This window comes from Azospirillum sp. TSO5 (assembly GCF_003116065.1).
GTDB lineage: Bacteria > Pseudomonadota > Alphaproteobacteria > Azospirillales > Azospirillaceae > Azospirillum.
In genome coordinates, this window is record NZ_LGQY01000117.1 from 1 (window position 1) to 17250 (window position 17250).

Here is a 17250-nt window from a genome sequence, read left to right on the forward strand (position 1 = left end):
TCGCCCGGCCCACACAGCTTCAGCCCGGTGCTGTCCACCAGCAGGTGGATGGGCGCGCCGCTCGAGCGCGGTGCTGAGGGTAGCGTCACCGTCCGGGCGCGGCGCGCGATGGTGGAATGATCCGGCACCGGCAGATCAAGCCCGAGCAGGTGCAAGACAGAACCGATCAGCCCCTCTGTCTGGCGCAGCGCCAGACGGAACACCGCCCTCAGCATCAAGGCTGCGGTGATCGCCAAGTCCGAGTAGTGGGGCTGACCACCCGGTGTGGTACGGGGCGCCGCCTTCCACTGCGCAACCGCCTCGTCGCTCACCCAGACGGTGAGGCTGCCGCGCTGACGCAAGGCCTCGTCATAAGCCGCCCAATTGGTCACGCGCCGCTTCGGTCGTGTGATGTGGTGACGGCAGGCAGCATTCGCTTTGTAGGGCACGGCCAGTAACCTGAACGGAGGCGGAGCCATGGCCTACGGCATCAGCCCCATCCGTGCAACAGCCCGGGCCACGCGAGAGGTGCCCTGGAGGCACACCCAGCAGATTACGAAAGCGATCAATGGAGAACGTCTCCACAGGTCGCTGCATCTCCGCCCAGAGATGGACCAGATTATAGAGCACAACAGCATATTTACTCATCATTAATCAAAGTAATTCTGATCGGATACATCCCCCGTGTCCTGATAGTGCACCTCGCCTATCCAAATTAATCAGAAAACTATCTTCTTCGATTACGAAAGTTCCTCTGGTTCGTGCGAAACTGCCGAACTTGCCCGGATAAAGGGACGCTGTTATGACCGTTGGCGACCTCTGGCCGATCCCCAAAGCATCCGGCAAGCACCCGCCGCACCCCGGCATGGTTTGGATCCCCGGCGGCACGTTCCACATGGGCTCGGATAAGCACTATCCGGAGGAGGCTCCGGTCCATCGCGTCACCGTCGATGGCTTCTGGATGGATCCGACCCCGGTGACCAACCGTCAATTCCGAGCCTTCGTCGCCGCTACGGGACATGTCACCGTCGCCGAGATCAAGCCCCACCCAAAGGATTATCCCGGCGCCCTCCCGCACATGCTCAAGGCAGGATCCCTCGTCTTCAATCCGACCGATTACCCGGTCCCCCTGGATGACCTGCGCCAATGGTGGAGATTTACGTTCGGGGCGAACTGGCGCCGGCCCTATGGCCGCGGCTCGACTATCAAGGGCTTGGACGACCACCCGGTGGTGCACGTCGCCTATCCCGATGCCGAGGCCTATGCCCGCTGGGCCGGCAAGAACCTCCCGACGGAGGCTGAGTGGGAATATGCGGCCCGGGGCGGCCTTGAGGGCGCCGAGTTCGCCTGGGGCGACGAACTGACGCCCGGCGGCCGACACATGGCGAACATTTGGCAGGGCGCCTTCCCGTTCCAGAACACGCGCGAGGACGGCTATGAGCGGACCTCGCCGGTCGGGGCGTTCCCGCCCAACGGCTATGGCCTGTACGACATGATCGGGAATGTCTGGGAATGGACGAAAGACTTCTATGTACCAAGGCATCCGGCCGACGCGCAGAAGGCCTGCTGCATTCCCGAGAACCCGCGCGGCGCGCGGGAGGATGAGAGCTACGACCCCAGCCAACCGAAGATCCGGATTCCGCGCAAGGTCGTGAAGGGAGGTTCGCATCTGTGCGCCCCGAGCTACTGCCGCCGCTACCGCCCGGCCGCCCGCCAGCCCGAGCCGATCGACACCTCCATGAGCCATGTCGGCTTCCGCTGCATCGTCCGATTCACGACCACGCCATGAATCCCGAAACCGGATGAAAGGGAGGAACGAGATGCGTAGCGATGCGAATCCTGAGGACAAGACCGCCCACAACTCTGGTGACGGTCACAGTCTAAGCCGGCGCAACGTCCTGCTTTCGGGCACGGCGCTTCTCGCGGTATCAGCGGTGAGCCCGGAGACATCGGCCCAGCCCGCACAGACGCAGCCGCAACCCACGGCGCCGGCCGGGCAACGTCCGAATATCCTTGTGATCTGGGGCGACGATGTCGGCGTCGCTAACGTCAGCGCCTATTCCTTCGGCGTGATGGGATACAAGACGCCGAACATCGACCGCGTCGCCCGTGAAGGAATGATGTTCACTGACTATTACGCCGAGCAGAGCTGCACGGCAGGTCGTGCCTCGTTCATCACCGGTCAGTCCGGTTTGCGCACAGGACTGACCAAGGTCGGCTTGCCGGGCGCGACTCTCGGACTGCAAGCTGAGGACATCACCATCGCCGAAGGGCTCAAGCCGCTCGGCTACGCCACCGGTCAGTTCGGCAAGAACCATCTCGGGGACCGCAACGAGTTCCTTCCAACGGTGCATGGCTTCGACGAATTTTTCGGTAACCTCTATCACCTCAATGCCGAGGAAGAGCCCGAGCAGGAGGACTATCCGAAGGACCCCGCATTCAAGGCGAAATACGGCCCACGCGGCGTGCTCAAGTGCAAAGCCACCGACCGCGATGATCCCTCCATCGATCCGCGCTTTGGCAGGGTCGGCAAGCAGACCATAGAGGACACTGGCCCGCTGACCAGAAAGCGGATGGAGACGATCGACGATGAAACCTCCAACGCGGCGATCGATTTCATCAAGCGACAGGCGCAGGCCGGCAAGCCGTTCTTTTGCTGGTGGAACGCCACGCGCATGCATCTCTATACGCATGTACGGCCGGAATACCGCGGGCGCAGCGGTCTCAGCGAATACGTCGACGGCATGCTCGAACACGACGGTGACGTCGGGAACCTGCTCAAGGTTCTCGACGATCTGGGTATCGCCAACAACACCATCGTCATTTACGGCACCGACAACGGTGTACACATGAACTCGTGGCCGGACGGCGGCATGACGCCCTTCCGAAGCGAGAAGAACACCAACTGGGAAGGCGCCTATCGCGTCCCGGCAATGATCCGCTGGCCGGGGCGCATCGAGCCGGGGCAGGTCAGCAACGAAATCTTTTCGGCACTCGACTGGTTCCCGACGCTGCTGGCAGCGGCCGGCGATCCCGATGTGAAGAACAAGCTCCTCAAGGGCTATCAGGCCGCTGGCAAGACGTTCAAGGTGCACCTCGACGGCTACAACCAGCTGCCGCTCCTGACCGGCCAGCAGGAGAAATCCGAGCGCAAGGAATTCTTCTATATCAACGATGACGCCCAGCTCGTCGCGTTGCGCTACGAGAACTGGAAAGCCGTATTCTGCGAGCAGAAGGTCGAAGGCACATTGGAGATCTGGGCCGCCCCATTCGTCTGCCGCCGGCTGCCTAAGCTATTCAATCTGCGCCTGGATCCATACGAGCGGGCAGACATCACGTCGAATACCTACTACGACTGGACGATCCGCCGGGTGTTCCTGCTCGTTCCGGCTCAAGCGTACGTTGCCCAGTTCGTCGAGACGTTTAAGGACTTCCCACCGCAGCAAAGGCCTTCGAGCTTCAGCGTCGATCAGGTTATGCAACAACTGACGACCGCGCACGGCGACTGACGACCGTAACCAAGCGTCGGCCGAATTGCGCCGGCCGACGCTCCATTTCAGCGCCGTTGGACACCGGGGAGGGTGCGCGATGACCGGCCGTTCGCCGGCCAAGCTCCACCAGCAGCGCTGTTCCACTACTCGAACGACCACAATGGGTGTTGGTGCATGGAGGCCCGGGTTTGCCGGTCCCGGGTCATGATGTAGAAGGGGCCTCTCCGTGTTCTCCTGGATTGGTCCATCCCGGCATGCCGAACAAGTACAACAACACCCGCCGCGGCTCTGTTGCAAGGTAACGTCCATGGGCGTGGTGGAAAAAGCGCCCATGAAGGATCAGGCTGGGGCCGGGCGAAGCTTGCACACAGCGTAGCCCGGCCCCAGCCTGATCCTCCGCCTCGCAGGCGGTGTGTCCGGCGGCAGGAGGTGGTCATCGCGCATCTTCGATAAGGTCAAGCTGCAACACGCGACCCCGACCAAGGACACGACGATGACCGACGACAGAATGGCACTGATCGAGCAAATCCAGAAGAGCACGGACGGCGACTTCCTGCGCTCTGTCGCCGAGCACACGTTGCATCGGCTGATGGACTTCGAGGTCGAGGCGCTGATCGGCGCCGCTCGCCATGAACGCACCGACACGCGCACCACCTACCGCAACGGCTGCGCCCGCGCCAGCTCGACACCCGGCTCGGCACGCTGGACCTGAAGATCCCCAAGCTACGCCAGGGCTCCTACTTCCCGGCTTTCCTGGAGCCGCGCAAGACGGCCGAGAAGGCGCTCACCGCCGTCATCCAGGAAGCGTGGATTCAGGGCGTCTCGACCCGCAAGGTCGACGACCTCGTCCAGGCGCTCGGCATGACCGGCATCTCCAAGTCCCAGGTCTCAGCGCTGTGCCAGGAAATTGATGAGCGTGTGCAGTCCTTCCTGGAGCGTCCGCTGGAGGGGGACTGGCCGTACCTCTGGCTGGATGCCACCTACCTGAAGGTCCGCCAGGGCGGCCGCATCGTGTCGATCGCCGCGATAATCGCCACCGGCGTCAATCAGGACGGGCGGCGCGAGATCCTCGGCCTCGGGCTGGGGCAATCGGAGGCGGCGATCTTCTGGATTGAGTTCCTGCGCGGCCTCGTGCGGCGCGGGCTGAAAGGCGTGAAGCTGGTGATCTCCGATGCCCATGAGGGGCTGAAGGCGGCGATCAGCCAGGTGCTGAGCGCCACCTGGCAACGTTGCCGTGTTCACTTCCTTCGCTCGCTGCTCTGCCACGTGCCCAAGGGGCAGCAGACGGTGGTATCGGCCGCTGTGCGCCAAGTCTTCGTGCAGCCCGACCGCAAGACCGCCGGTGAGGTCTGGCGCCATGTCGCCGATCAGCTGCGGGTGCGCTTTCCCAAGGTGGCAGCACTGCTCGACGACGCCGAGCATGACGTGCTCGCCTACATGGACTATCCCGAGGCGCACCGCACCAAACTACACTCGACCAATCCTCTTGAACGTCTCAACAAGGAGGTCAAACGCCGCACTGATGTTGTTGGTATATTCCCGAACGAGGAAAGTGTCCGAAGGCTCGTCGGCGCGATCTTGCTGGAGCAAAATGATGACTGGCAGCTCCAGCATCGTTACCTGACGCTCGAAACCATGGCCGGGATCGCCGCTGCCGATGAGCCCGCTATCACACCGCTCCCCTCAACAAAGGCAGCCTGACCGACGACGCTCCTGACCACCTTCCAATTTCCACCACCTTGACGGACGTGCAACATCCCACTCTCTCCTCATGCCATGGTGATACCGGCATCATGAAGTCTACCGATCTCCGCGGAAGGCAAACCCAGCAGATCGGCAAGCACCGCTTCGGTATCCTGCCCCAGCCGGGGCGCCGGACGATGATCGGTGCGCTCGCCCAGACCGGGAAAACCGAGCGGCGATCCCGGAACCAGCAGCGACCCGACGCCGGGTTGGTCGATTTCGCGGAACAACGGGTTAGCGATGGAGCAACGTGCGTCTTCCGCAACGAGTTGGCCGAAATCACGATATGGGCCCCACAGCACCCCCGTACCGGTGAACGCACCTTCCACCTCCGCCAAGGTGCGCGCGGCGAACCAAGGGGCGAGCACGGCGGAGATTGCATCCCGAGCCAGAAAGCGCCCGCCCTCATCATCCATGTCCACGCCCATCAGTGGGCCGATCATCGCCAGCCTGTCTCCAAGCCCGGTCGCCTTGCCGAGCGCTTTCCATTGGCGATTGGAAATGGCGACGACCATCGCCCGCCGTCCATCGGCGGTAGCGAAATCCCGGCCATAGGCGCCATACAGGTCATTGCCCATCGGCGGACGCACGGCGCCGTTCACCCGCACGTCGGCGAGGTAGCCGAGATTGCCGACGGTCGCCAGCATCACGTCGGCCAGCGCCACCGTCACCTCCTGCCCCCGGCCCGTGCGGCGGCGATGCCGTTCGGCCGCAAGCAGCCCGGTGGCGAGATAGAGGCCGGCCGCCACGTCCCAGGCCGGCAGCACATGGTTTACCGGCTCCCCTCCCCGGCCGGTCGCCATCGGGAATCCGCCAGCGCAGTTGACGGTGTAATCGACCGCCGCCGATCCGTCGGGATTGCCGGTCAGCCGCAGCATGATCAGGTCCTCGCGCTTGGCGGAAAGCGCCTCGTACCCCATCCAGCCGCTGGCCGGCAGGTTGGTCAGCAGAAAGCCGGCATCCTCGCCCGACGCGGTGATGATGGCCTGGGCGATCTCCCGCCCCTCCGGCTTGTCGAGCGCCAGGGCGACCGACCGCTTCGCCTTGTTGAGAGCCGTCCAATAGAGGCTGGTGCCGTTGGGTGCCAGCGGCCAGCGCCGGTAGTCGATGTTGCCGCCGATGGGATCAATGCGGATCACCTCCGCGCCCAATTGGGCCAGCGTCATGCCGCCCAGTGGAGCTGCGACGAAGGCCGAAACCTCGACGATGCGCAGATCGGAAAGTAGCGAGGACATGGCAAGGGGATCCGCTTCGCAGGAATGAGATTGAAGGGATTAGCGCTGGGAAGGGGCGCAGAAGCGCCCCGGCCTTACACGCACCGCCCGCCGTCGACCTCCAGCACCACGCCGGTGATGAAGGACGCCTCGTCGGAGGCGAGATACAGCGCGGCATTGGCGACGTCGGACGGTCGGCCCAGGCGGCCGAGCGGGACGATGCCCATCATGGCCGCCCGCTTCTCCGGGGTATCGCCGCCCATGAAGGTGGCGAGCAGCGGCGTTTCGGTGGCGACCGGAGCCAGCGCGCAGACCCGGATGTTGTCGGGTGCCAGCTCCAGCGCCAGCGACTGGGTGATGTTGTGCACCGCGCCCTTCGTCGCGTTGTACCACACCAGCCCCGGACGCGGGCGCAGCCCGGCGGTGGAGCCGAGGTTCAGGATGACGCCGGACTTCTGCGCCCGCATGGTCGCCACCACCGCCTTGGAATAGAGGTAGATCGACTTGACGTTCAGGGCGAAGACGCGGTCGAACTCCTCCTCGGTTACATCCTCGAACGGACCCTTGGCGTGGGTGGAGCCAGCATTGTTCACCAGGATGTCGAGGCGCCCGAACTTTTCGACCGTCGCGGCGATGGTCATCTCGACATCGGCGGCCTTGGTCACGTTGGCGGCGATGCCGATGGCGGACTCGCCCAGCCGCTCCGCCACCGCGCGTGCGGCGTCGCCGTTGATGTCGGCGACCGCCACGCGGGCACCCTCGCGCATGAAGGTCTCGGCCATCGCAAGGCCCAGGCCCTGCGCCGCCCCGGTAATCAGGGCGACCTTGCCGTCCAGGCGCTTCGTCATTCTCGGTTCCTCCCAAGGGATTATGTGATGATTGGGGGAGGCTATCCGGGCCGGACGGGCCGTGCTATGGACCATCCGTCATAACTGCTATCAGCGCCCAAAGCATATCAAGGTGGAAGGTGCGGAGCCGGGCGCCGTCAGGGCGCACTGTTCTCCCCCGCGCTGCCGGGAGCGACGACCTTGCCCTTCAGCACGCCATTGGCGACGCATTTGACGACTTCGGCATGGATCAGCCGCAGCAGGGCGCGCGTCGCCTTCGACACCGGCTGATGCAGCGGTGTCGCGGTGACCAGCATGGCATGCATGTCCTTCGACGTGATCTCGCGAGCGACCAGCCGGCCCTGGTGCACCTCCCGGTGGACGGCGCCGAAGGGGAGAATGGTCGATCCCATTCCCTCCTCCACCAGCTGCTTGATGGCGGTGACGGAATCGATCTCCATATCGACCAGCAGATTGATATCGGCACGACGAACCGCCGCGTCCACCACGCGACGCAGCCCGTTTTCCAGACCGGGCAGCACGAAGTGCAGATCGCCCAACATCTCCACCCCGACTGGCCCGTCGTCGCCGGCCTCCGCCTCCTTCGCGGACTGGACCAGAAGCAGGTTTTCCACCAGCAGGGGCGACGACAGCATGCTGCGTCCGCGCCGGGCGTCGTAGAGAACGGCGAGATCGAGCCGCCCGCCCTCCACCCACTCCAGCAACGTGCCGCTGAACACCTCGTGGATGCGCAACGTGGCGTCGGGATAATTCTGGTGGAAGCGGCGGGCGAGCGGGGCGCCCAGCGTGGCGCAGATCGACGGCGGAAGCCCAAGCGTGACCGATCCGGTCAGCCGTTCCGACTGGTCCTGGATTTCCTCCTTGATCTCGCTGAGCGCTCCCAGCAGGTGGCGCACCACGTCGTAGAGCTTGCGCCCCTGCTGGGTCAACGAAACGCCGCGACCATGGCGATAGAACAGGCTGGTGCGCAGCTCGTGTTCCAGCTTCTGGACCTGCCGGCTCAGCGCCGGCTGGGTGATACCCAGCTTGACCGATGCCTTGGAAAAGCTGCCAAGGTCGGCCACCTGAACGAAATAGCGCAGTTCCAGAAGTTCCATCGCGGGCAGCCTTGTCTTTTCGGTCCTCCCCGTCGGATAGCGAATACGCTGGTATGGCACAAGCGTAGTCGCCACAGGTCAGTTCCGCTCGGCCGGCCGGCGGTTCTCAGTTGCGGCGCGACAGCAGGCCGCGGGCGACGACCTGGGCCTGGATTTCCGCCGCACCTTCGAAGATGTTCAGGATGCGCGCATCGCACAGCACCCGGCTGACCGGATATTCGATGGCATAGCCATTGCCGCCATGGATCTGAACCGAATTGTCGGCGTTCGACCAGGCGACGCGGGCGGCCAACAGCTTCGCCATGCCCGCCTCGATGTCGCAGCGGCGGTCGCCGTCCTTCTCGCGCGCGGCGAAATAGGTCAACTGGCGGGCGATCATCGTTTCCACCGCCATCCAGGCCAGCTTGCCGGCGACGCGTGGGAAGGCGGCGAGCGGACGGCCGAACTGGACGCGCTCCTGCGCATAGCGCAGGCCGAGTTCCATTGCGTTCTGCGCCACGCCGACGGCACGGGCGGCGGTCTGCACGCGGGCGGATTCAAAGGTCGCCATCAGCTGCTTGAACCCCTGGCCCTCGACGTCGCCCAGCAGGTTTTCGCGCGGAACGGCGAAACCGTCGAAGCCGATCTCGTATTCCTTCATGCCGCGATATCCCAGCACCGGGATTTCGCCGCCACTCATTCCCTCGGCCGGGAACGGGTCTGCCTCGGTGCCGCGCGGCTTTTCGGCCAGCAGCATCGACAGGCCGCGGTAGCCGGGAGCGTCTGGGTCGGTGCGCACCAGCAGCGTCATCAGATCCGACCGGCTGCCGTGGGTGATCCAGGTCTTCGCCCCGGTGACGCGATAGGTGTCGCCGTCCAGCACCGCACGGGTGCGCAGGCTGCCCAGGTCGGAGCCGGTGTTGGGTTCGGTGAATACGGCGGTTGGCAGGATCTCGCCCGACGCGATGCGCGGCAGCCAGCGCTCCCGCTGTTCGGCCGTGCCGCCCATGCGGATCAGTTCGGCAGCGATCTCCGCACGGGTGCCGAGCGAGCCGACGCCGATATAGCCACGCGACAGCTCCTCCGTCACCACACACATGGCGAGCTTGCCCATGCCCAGCCCGCCATCCTCCTCCGGCACGGTCAGGCCGAACACGCCCATTTCAGCCATCTGCTCGACGACCGCGAGCGGGATCAGCTCGTCCTTGAGGTGCCAGCCATGGGCATGCGGCTCCACCGCGTCGGCGACGAAGCGACGGAACTGGTCGCGCACCATGTCCAGCGCCTCGTCCTCCAGCGCCGCCTCGCCGAAGCCGCCGCCATGCAGCGCATCGGCCAGCAGCTCGGCGATGCGCAGCCGCAGGCCGGACGCGTTGCCGGCGGCCATCAGCCGGCGCACCGCGTCTGTGCGGAAGGCGTCCCGCTCCTCCTCGCCCAGGGAGAAGTCGGCCGGCCGGACGATCTCGCCCTGGCTCATCGCCAAGCCGCCATCGAGTTGGGCCAGATACTCGCCGAACGCCGCCTGGAGCATGGACGCTTCCAGTTCGCCCAGCCGGCCGGCGCGGTCCAGCCGCTCCGCCCAGCCCCGCATCTGGCGCAGCGCCTCGGCATAGGTGGCGACCCAGGCGAAACCATGCGCCGCCACCTGATGGCGATCAAGCAGGACTGCGTCCACGCGGCCCTCCGGCGCCACCAGCGCCGCGACGCCGCGCTCCGCCGCCTCGGCCAGCCGCGCCACCGCGTCGAGCGCCGAAGCCGTGGCCTGCAACAGGTCGGGAAGCAGAAGCGGACGGGCTTCGGACGGGCTGTCGGTGCTCAAGGTGGAAGACATCGGCGCGTTTCCCCGGTGTTCGTTGTACGATGTTTGCTATCCGGTCCGGCCATCTCTGGAGACGGCCGGGTCGTCACTCCGCCGCTGCTTTCCCGCGGGACGGCGGAGAGGCGGCGTTTGCAGCAGCGACAATTCCAGCGAACGCCTGTTCGACCAACCGGCGCTGATCGGCGTCATGGTCGCCGTGGAAGCTGCCGGCGGGAGAGGCCGCCTCGGCGCGGGCCACGCAGGCGACGCGCGGCTCGGCGCAGCCGGCCGCTTCCCGCAAGGCCTCCAGCCGGCGGTCGAGGTAGGTCCAGGCGCCCAGATTGACCGGCTCCTCCTGCGCCCACAGGCAGGATGCGTCCGGCCAGCGGCGGAACAGCGCCGACAGTTCGGCTTCGGGCAGAGGATACAGCATCTCCAGCCGCACCACCGCGACATCGTCGGTTCCCAGGGCGGCCCGTTCACGCTCCAGCTCGTATGCCAGCTTGCCGCTGCACAGCAGGATGCGGCGAACCTGTTCCCCGGCAGTGACGACGATCGGCTGGAACCCGGTCCCGGGCGCGAGATCGGCCAGCGCCGACACCGCGGCCGGCAGGCGCAGCAGGGTCTTCGGGCTCAGCACCACCAGCGGCTTGCGGTCGCGCCGCAACATCTGCCGCCGCAGCAGGTGGAAGTAGTTCGCCGGAGTGGACGGATGGGCGATGCGGATGTTGTCGCGCGCCGCCATCTGGAGGAAGCGTTCCGGCCGGGCGGAGGAATGCTCCGGCCCCTGCCCTTCCAAGCCATGCGGCAGTAGGATGACGAGACCGGAGGGCTGGCGCCATTTGTCCTCGGCGCTGACGATGAACTGGTCGATCAGGATCTGGGCGCCGTTGGCGAAATCGCCGAACTGTGCCTCCCAGATCACCAGCGCGTCGGGCCGTTCCAGGCTGTAGCCGTATTCGAAGCCAAGCACGGCATATTCCGACAGCGGGCTGTTGACCACGTCGAAGCGGGCCTGGGGGACGCCCAGATGGTTCAGGCTGACATGGCGACGCCCGGTGACGGCATCGGTCAGCGCGAAATGCCGGTGGGAAAAGGCGCCGCGCACGACGTCCTGGCCGGTCAGCCGCACCGGCGTTCCATCCGTCAGCAGCGTGGCGAAGGCCAGCGCCTCGCCGGTTGCCCAGTCTAGCGGCTCCTCGGCGCGGCGGCGGATGACGCGCTCCACCTTGCGGTCGACCGCCAATCCGTCCGGAATGGCGGCCAGTGCCGCAAGCAGGCTTCGCAGCCGCTCGGCGGCGATACCGGTGTCCGGTTCGATGGACGCCGAACCGTTCGGAGCGAAAGGCGCCCAGCGGCCGCCGGGGAACCCGTCATGATTCGGCCGGTGGTCGGCGGCGGCGGCAAGCGCCTCCTGGAAGTGGGCCTTGTGCCCGGCGGCCAGACCCTCCACGGCGCCGTCGCCGACGACGCCTTCCGCGACCAGCCGCTTGGCATAGAGCGCGCGCGCCGGCGGGTGTGTGTCGATCGCAGTGTAGTCCAGCGGCTGGGTGAAGCGCGGCTCGTCGATCTCGTTGTGACCGTTGCGGCGGTAGCCGACGAGGTCGATCACCGCGTCACGCCCATGCGCCTGCCGGAAGGCGACTGCAAGATCGGCAGCCCGCAGCGCCGCGTCGGGATCGTCGGCGTTGACGTGCAGGATGGGGCTGTCCACCGCCTTCCACAGCCCAGTGCAGTGGAGCGAGGTCCGCGCCTCGTCACGTTCGGTGGTGAAGCCGATCTGGTTGTTGACGACGATGTGGATGGTGCCGGCGACGGTGAAGCCGGCGACGCCGGACAGCTGCAGCGCCTCGGTCACGCTGCCCTGCCCGATCACGCTGGCGTCGGTGTGCAACAGCACGCACAGAACCCGGTGCGCCTCGCCCCCCTGCTCGCGGACCAGATCCTGGCGTGCCCGCGCCCGGCCCAGGGTGACGGGATTGATCGCCTCCAGATGCGACGGGTTGGGCGACAGGGTCAGCGCAAGCGTCCGGTCGTCAAAGGACAGGCTGCTTTCCACCCCCATGTGATAGGGGACATCGGCGGGAACCGGCGGATCGGCCAGGAACGGGTGCATGCCCTTGATGCCCGCGAACAGCTCGACCAGGGGCTTGCCCAGCACATTGGCCATCAGGCTGAGCCGGCCGCGGTGCATGGTCCCGACCTGGACCGCGGTGACGCCCGCCGCCGCCGCCGCCGCGAGGATACGGTCCAGCAGCGGGATCAGCGTCTCCATCCCCTCCGCGCCGAAGCGCTTCTTCGTGGGATAACGGGTGCCGAGTAGCTTCTCGAATTCCTCCGCCGCGCTCAGCAGCGACAGCGCCCGGCGGCGCGCCTCGGCCGGCGGGACGACGTCCGCACTCTCGTAGGCGTCGCGCAGCCAGGACCGCAGCGCCGAATCGTCGATATGGGCGGTCTCAAGCGTCAGCGTCCCTTGGTAAAGCCGACGCAGCCTTGCGGTCTCCGCATCCTCGGACGCCTGCCCAGCGGGCCGAGCGGTACGGCCCAACGGATCGAGGTCGGCGGCAGCATGACCGCGCTGGCGGATTTCCTCGTGCAGCGCTACCAGCGGATCGGACAGCGGCGCACCGGACGCCGGGGTGGCGGCGCCGAGTTCGTCCAGAATCTGGAAGACGGCGCGCCAGCTCACATCCACCGACGCAGGATCGTCGCGGAAGCGTTCCTGCAACGCTTCGAGATAGGCAGCCCCGGCGGCGTTGAGCGGAGAGGACGGCCTAGACATGGCGCACACCGTTCATGCGGTTGAACATCCGTCGTTTGAGGCGGTTGGGAACAGTCCGCCACAGACTATCGACCGGCCGCCCGTCGCGGAGCGCACGGCGTGCCTGTAACAGATATTCATTGCGGGCATAGCAAACCGTTCGTTGGCGCACCCGTTTCACCGTGCCTCACTGGGTTTGAGCAAAACAGTTGGCATGCCTGAAGGCTTGCCCGGCTTATGGCTGGTATGCCCACGAAACACATTCCGCTGTGCTAGCGCTTGCTCCACTGTCAGGATCACCACGTCGTCCCTGGCCGTTCCCGGAAAATCCTCAGCGATAAGCGGAACACAAGCCAACACCCATCAACCTCGTGCCAAGGAGAGGCCGCGCCCACCGCCAGATGTTGGAAAGCAGGATGCCTGTCCACCCGGATTCATATGGCTCTGTACCTTGACGACAACAACGGATCCGCGCGTCCACCCCGCATCGCGTCGCCACACAACAAGAACTTCGGGAGGAAAAACAGCATGAAGCGCCGTCAATTCTTCAAGGGTGCCGCCGTCGCCGCCGGTGCATCCACGCTTGCGGCCCCGGCGATCGCCCAATCGGAGCCGACGATCCGCTGGCGCTGCGTGTCCAGCTTCCCGAAAAACATCGACGTGCTCTATGGCAGCGCCGAGGTGATGGCAAAGAACGTCGCCGAGGCCACCGACGGCAAGTTCCAGATCCAGGTCTTCGCCGCCGGCGAGGTGGTCCCGGCACTGCAGGCGCTGGACGCCGCCAGCAACGACACGGTGGAGATGTGCCACACCGCGTCCTACTATTATGTCGGCAAGGACCCGGCCTTCGCCTTCGGCTGCTGCCTGCCCTTCGGCCTGAACACCCGCCAGCAGAACGCCTGGTTCTATCACGGCGAAGGCGGCAAGCTGCTGGAGGAGTTCTATGCCGGCTACAACCTGAAAGCGCTGGCCGGCGGCAACACCGGCGCCCAGATGGGCGGTTGGTTCCGCAGCGAGATCAAGAGCGTCGAAGACCTGAAGGGGCTGAAGTTCCGCATTTCCGGCTTGGGCGGCCAGATCCTCGCCAAGCTTGGCGTGGTGGCGCAGCAGGTCGGCGGCGGCGACATCTACCCGGCGCTGGAGCGCGGCACCATCGATGCCGCCGAGTTCAACGGCCCCTACGACGACGAGAAGCTCGGCCTCTACAAGATCGCGCCCTACTATTATTATCCGGGGTGGTGGGACGGCACCTCGCTCCAGCACTTCTTCATCAACACCAACCGCTGGAACAGCCTGCCGAAGCATTATCAGGCGGCGCTGACCGCCGGCGCGGCACTGGCCAACGTCGACAGCGTGGCGCGCTACGATGTGCTGAACCCGGCGGCGCTGAAGCGCGTGGTCGCCAACGGCGCAAAGCTGCGTGCCTTCCCGCAGGATGTGCTGCAGGCCAGCCACAAGGCGGCGATGGACCTCTATGACGAGTTGGCGGACAAGAACCCGGCCTTCAAGAAGCTCTACGAGAGCTACCGCCGCTTCCAGAACGACTCCAACCTGTGGCTCCAGGCATCCGATTACGCCTATGACAGCGCGACGCTCCGCCTGACCCGGCGCTGATCCGCCGCCGCTCCTCGCGATATCCCACCCAGGACCGGATGCCGACATCGCCGCATCCGGTCCCGGCTCCGTCGCGGCCTTCGCGACCGGCCTCCCGGGAGAAGCTGCCCCCATGACGAGCCACACCCCCTCCCCTCTGATGACGGCCCTGGTCGGGGCCTGCCGGCTGGTCGATGCGGTCACCGCTCGGCTGGGCAAGGCCATATCCTGGCTGATCCTGCTGGCGATCCTGGTCTCGGCGGTCAACGCCGTCATCCGCAAGCTGTTCGACGTCAGCTCCAACTCGTGGCTGGAACTGCAATGGGTGCTGTTCGCCGCGGTGTTCCTGCTCTGCTCCCCCTGGACGCTGAAGGACGACGAACACATCCGCATCGACATCGTCAACGCGATGCTGACCAAGCGCGCGCGCGACGGCATCGACCTGTTCGGCCATATCGCCTTCCTGCTGCCCTTCAGCTTCGTGATGATGATCACCTCCTGGCCCTTCGCCATCACCTCCTTCGCCATCGAGGAACAGTCGATGAACGCGGGCGGGTTGCCGCAATGGCCGGCGAAGCTGCTGATTCCGCTCGGATTCACCGTGCTGTTCGTCCAGGGCCTGTCGGAGCTGGTAAAGCGCGCCGCGATCATGTCCGGACATCTGAGGGACGCGACCCAGCGGGCCGGAGGCCATCAGGCGGCGGCCGAGGCGGAGGCCGAGCGGCTGCTCGCCGCTGAACGCGAACGGACCGCCCATTCCGACACCATTCCCAGCCGGTAGACGCGCGATGAGCACGACCTCCCCCTCCATTTCGCCGCGCACCGTCCGGCTGTCCGTCATCTCCCTGCTGCTTTTGGCCGCCGTCGCCGTGGCGCTTTACGTGCTGCCGGTGCCGGGTGCCGGCGCGCTCGCCGAACAGGACGGCTGGCGCGGCTGGTTCGGCCACAACATGGCGCCGATCATGTTCGCCGTGCTGGTGGTCATGCTGCTGCTGGGCTATCCGGTCGCCTTCGCGCTGGCCGCCAACGGCCTGCTGTTCGGCCTGATCGGCATCGAGCTGGGCCTGTTCCGACCCGACCTGTTCCAGGCGCTGCCGGAACGCGTCTACGGCACGATGAACAATGACGTGCTGCTGGCCGTGCCCTTCTTCACCTTCATGGGGCTGGTGCTGGAACGCTCCGGCATGGCAGAGGATCTGCTCGACACCATCGGACAGCTGTTCGGGTCGATCCGTGGCGGCCTCGCCTACGCCGTCATCTTCGTCGGCGCGCTGCTGGCAGCGACGACCGGGGTGGTCGCGGCTTCCGTCATCTCCATGGGCCTGATCTCGCTGCCGATCATGCTGCGCTACGGCTACGACCGCCGTCTGGCGTCGGGCATCATCGCCGCCTCGGGCACGCTGGCGCAGATCATCCCGCCGTCGCTGGTGCTGATCGTCATGGCCGACCAGCTCGGCCGCTCCGTCGGCGACATGTACGAGGCCGCCTTCATCCCCGGCCTGCTGCTGTCAGGGCTGTACGCCCTCTATGTCTTCATCGTCTCGATCATCTTCCCCAAGGCCGCCCCCGGCCTGCCGCCGGAGGCCATCGCCTACCGCGAGCCGAACGGCGCACGCGGCATCTGGCAGCTCGGCCTGCTCGCCCTGTTCTCCGGCGCGGTCGCTTATTGGGTGATGGGCCGCACCGGCGTGAAGTCCGGCGCCGACTATGTCGTGCTGCTGCTGTCCTTGACGGTGCTGGTGGCCTTCCTGGCCGCCACCTTCAACCGGACCTTCGGCGTGCAGCGTCTGGTTCTGCAGGCAGCCGTCACGGCGGTGCTGACGGCGGGAGCCGCATGGCTGACGCTGAACGGCTGGACCACGCTGGCCCTGCTGGGCGATTCCGTCGCGGCGGGCGCGCTCTATGCCCTGGCGGTGGCGCTGGTGGAGCGGGCCAGCGGCCGGCGCCTGATCTCCCGGATGGCGGAGCAGGCCACCTTCGTGATGGTGCCGCCGCTGGCGCTGATCTTCCTGGTGCTCGGCACCATCTTCATCGGCCTCGCCACCCCGACCGAGGGCGGCGCCATGGGGGCCGTCGGCGCGCTGGCGCTGGCAGCGATGAAGAAGCGTCTGAGCTTCGACATGGTGCGTCAGGCCACCTATTCGACGGCGAAGCTGGCGGCCTTCGTGCTGTTCATCCTGATCGGCGCCCGGGTGTTCTCGCTGACCTTCTACGGCGTCAACGGCCATGTGTGGGTCGAGGAGCTGATGGTCTCCCTGCCCGGCGGGCAGCTGGGCTTTCTGGTCGCGGTCAGCGTCATGGTGTTCCTGCTGGCCTTCTTCCTCGATTTCTTCGAACTGGCCTTCATCATCATCCCGCTGCTAGCACCGGCGGCGGACCGGCTGGGCATCGATCTCGTGTGGTTCGGCATCATTCTGGCGGTCAACATGCAGACCAGCTTCATGCATCCGCCCTTCGGCTTCTCGCTGTTCTTCCTGCGATCGGTGGCGCCGAAGCTGCCCTACATCGACCGCGTGACGAAGAAGGAGACAGCGCCGGTCCTGACCAGCCAGATCTATTGGGGCGCCGTGCCCTTCGTCGTCATCCAGCTCGTGATGGTCGGTCTGGTGATCGCCTTCCCGCAAATGGTCATGCATTACAAATCGACTGCCGTCAAACTCGACGACAAGCAGATCGAAGAGCAGTTCCAGGGGCTGGGCAACAACATGGACGACGCGCTGCCGCCTCTGGAATTCAAGTGAGACAGG

Annotated in this window: 11 protein-coding genes and 1 pseudogene; 6 read left to right on the plus strand and 6 right to left on the minus strand. The window is 65.9% G+C overall.

Annotated features, from left to right (window positions below; genetic code table 11):
- A partial coding sequence (locus tag TSO5_RS25515; protein ID WP_247870972.1) for a transposase occupies positions 1–392 on the minus strand: 392 nt, incomplete at its 3' end.
- A 389-nt stretch (positions 393–781) separates the two neighbouring features.
- On the opposite strand from TSO5_RS25515, the gene TSO5_RS25520 reads away from it, so the two are divergent.
- The 3 genes and pseudogenes from TSO5_RS25520 (at position 782) to TSO5_RS25530 (ending at position 5171) form a co-directional block, all read left to right on the plus strand.
- Complete coding sequence (locus tag TSO5_RS25520) at positions 782–1768, plus strand: formylglycine-generating enzyme family protein (RefSeq protein WP_109154262.1); 987 nt, start codon at positions 782–784, stop codon at positions 1766–1768.
- 31 nt (positions 1769–1799) lie between these two features.
- A complete protein-coding gene (locus tag TSO5_RS25525; protein ID WP_199231013.1) occupies positions 1800–3488 on the plus strand; it encodes an arylsulfatase in 1689 nt (562 codons plus the stop codon).
- Positions 3489–3963: 475 nt separating this feature from the next.
- Positions 3964–5171, plus strand: a pseudogene (locus TSO5_RS25530) (IS256 family transposase).
- A 68-nt stretch (positions 5172–5239) separates the two neighbouring features.
- Here TSO5_RS25530 and TSO5_RS25535 read toward each other — a convergent pair.
- The 5 genes from TSO5_RS25535 to TSO5_RS25555 all read right to left on the minus strand — a co-directional run bounded on the left by TSO5_RS25535 (position 5240) and on the right by TSO5_RS25555 (position 12931).
- Positions 5240–6448, minus strand: a complete 1209-nt coding sequence (locus tag TSO5_RS25535) for a CoA transferase (RefSeq protein ID WP_109154264.1) — start codon at positions 6446–6448, stop codon at positions 5240–5242.
- A 74-nt stretch (positions 6449–6522) separates the two neighbouring features.
- Positions 6523–7275 carry a glucose 1-dehydrogenase gene (locus TSO5_RS25540; RefSeq protein ID WP_109154265.1) on the minus strand — a complete coding sequence of 251 codons (753 nt, stop codon included), beginning with the start codon at positions 7273–7275 and terminating at the stop codon, positions 6523–6525.
- A 137-nt stretch (positions 7276–7412) separates the two neighbouring features.
- Complete coding sequence (locus tag TSO5_RS25545; RefSeq protein ID WP_109154266.1) at positions 7413–8372, minus strand: LysR substrate-binding domain-containing protein; 960 nt, start codon at positions 8370–8372, stop codon at positions 7413–7415.
- 106 nt (positions 8373–8478) lie between these two features.
- A complete protein-coding gene (locus TSO5_RS25550; RefSeq protein ID WP_109154267.1) occupies positions 8479–10182 on the minus strand; it encodes an acyl-CoA dehydrogenase family protein in 1704 nt (567 codons plus the stop codon).
- Positions 10183–10255: 73 nt separating this feature from the next.
- Positions 10256–12931, minus strand: a complete 2676-nt coding sequence (locus tag TSO5_RS25555; protein WP_109154268.1) for a 2-oxoglutarate dehydrogenase E1 component — start codon at positions 12929–12931, stop codon at positions 10256–10258.
- A gap of 507 nt (positions 12932–13438) precedes the next feature.
- On the opposite strand from TSO5_RS25555, the gene TSO5_RS25560 reads away from it, so the two are divergent.
- The 3 genes from TSO5_RS25560 (at position 13439) to TSO5_RS25570 (ending at position 17244) form a co-directional block, all read left to right on the plus strand.
- Positions 13439–14524, plus strand: a complete 1086-nt coding sequence (locus TSO5_RS25560; protein ID WP_109154269.1) for a TRAP transporter substrate-binding protein — start codon at positions 13439–13441, stop codon at positions 14522–14524.
- A gap of 112 nt (positions 14525–14636) precedes the next feature.
- On the plus strand, positions 14637–15284 hold the full coding sequence (locus TSO5_RS25565) for a TRAP transporter small permease subunit (RefSeq protein ID WP_247870967.1): 648 nt from the start codon (positions 14637–14639) through the stop codon (positions 15282–15284).
- A gap of 169 nt (positions 15285–15453) precedes the next feature.
- A complete protein-coding gene (locus TSO5_RS25570) occupies positions 15454–17244 on the plus strand; it encodes a TRAP transporter large permease subunit (RefSeq protein ID WP_348981065.1) in 1791 nt (596 codons plus the stop codon).
- The last annotated feature ends 6 nt before the right edge of the window (positions 17245–17250 follow it).

Coding starts and splice junctions, on each gene's coding strand:
- TSO5_RS25540 (WP_109154265.1), bottom strand. CDS start 7,275: ATGACGAAGCGCCTGGACGGCAAGGTCGCCCTGATTACCGGGGCGGCG.
- TSO5_RS25555 (WP_109154268.1), bottom strand. CDS start 12,931: ATGTCTAGGCCGTCCTCTCCGCTCAACGCCGCCGGGGCTGCCTATCTC.
- TSO5_RS25560 (WP_109154269.1), top strand. CDS start 13,439: ATGAAGCGCCGTCAATTCTTCAAGGGTGCCGCCGTCGCCGCCGGTGCA.
- TSO5_RS25550 (WP_109154267.1), bottom strand. CDS start 10,182: ATGTCTTCCACCTTGAGCACCGACAGCCCGTCCGAAGCCCGTCCGCTT.
- TSO5_RS25545 (WP_109154266.1), bottom strand. CDS start 8,372: ATGGAACTTCTGGAACTGCGCTATTTCGTTCAGGTGGCCGACCTTGGC.
- TSO5_RS25525 (WP_199231013.1), top strand. CDS start 1,800: ATGCGTAGCGATGCGAATCCTGAGGACAAGACCGCCCACAACTCTGGT.
- TSO5_RS25565 (WP_247870967.1), top strand. CDS start 14,637: ATGACGAGCCACACCCCCTCCCCTCTGATGACGGCCCTGGTCGGGGCC.
- TSO5_RS25570 (WP_348981065.1), top strand. CDS start 15,454: ATGGCGCCGATCATGTTCGCCGTGCTGGTGGTCATGCTGCTGCTGGGC.
- TSO5_RS25535 (WP_109154264.1), bottom strand. CDS start 6,448: ATGTCCTCGCTACTTTCCGATCTGCGCATCGTCGAGGTTTCGGCCTTC.
- TSO5_RS25520 (WP_109154262.1), top strand. CDS start 782: ATGACCGTTGGCGACCTCTGGCCGATCCCCAAAGCATCCGGCAAGCAC.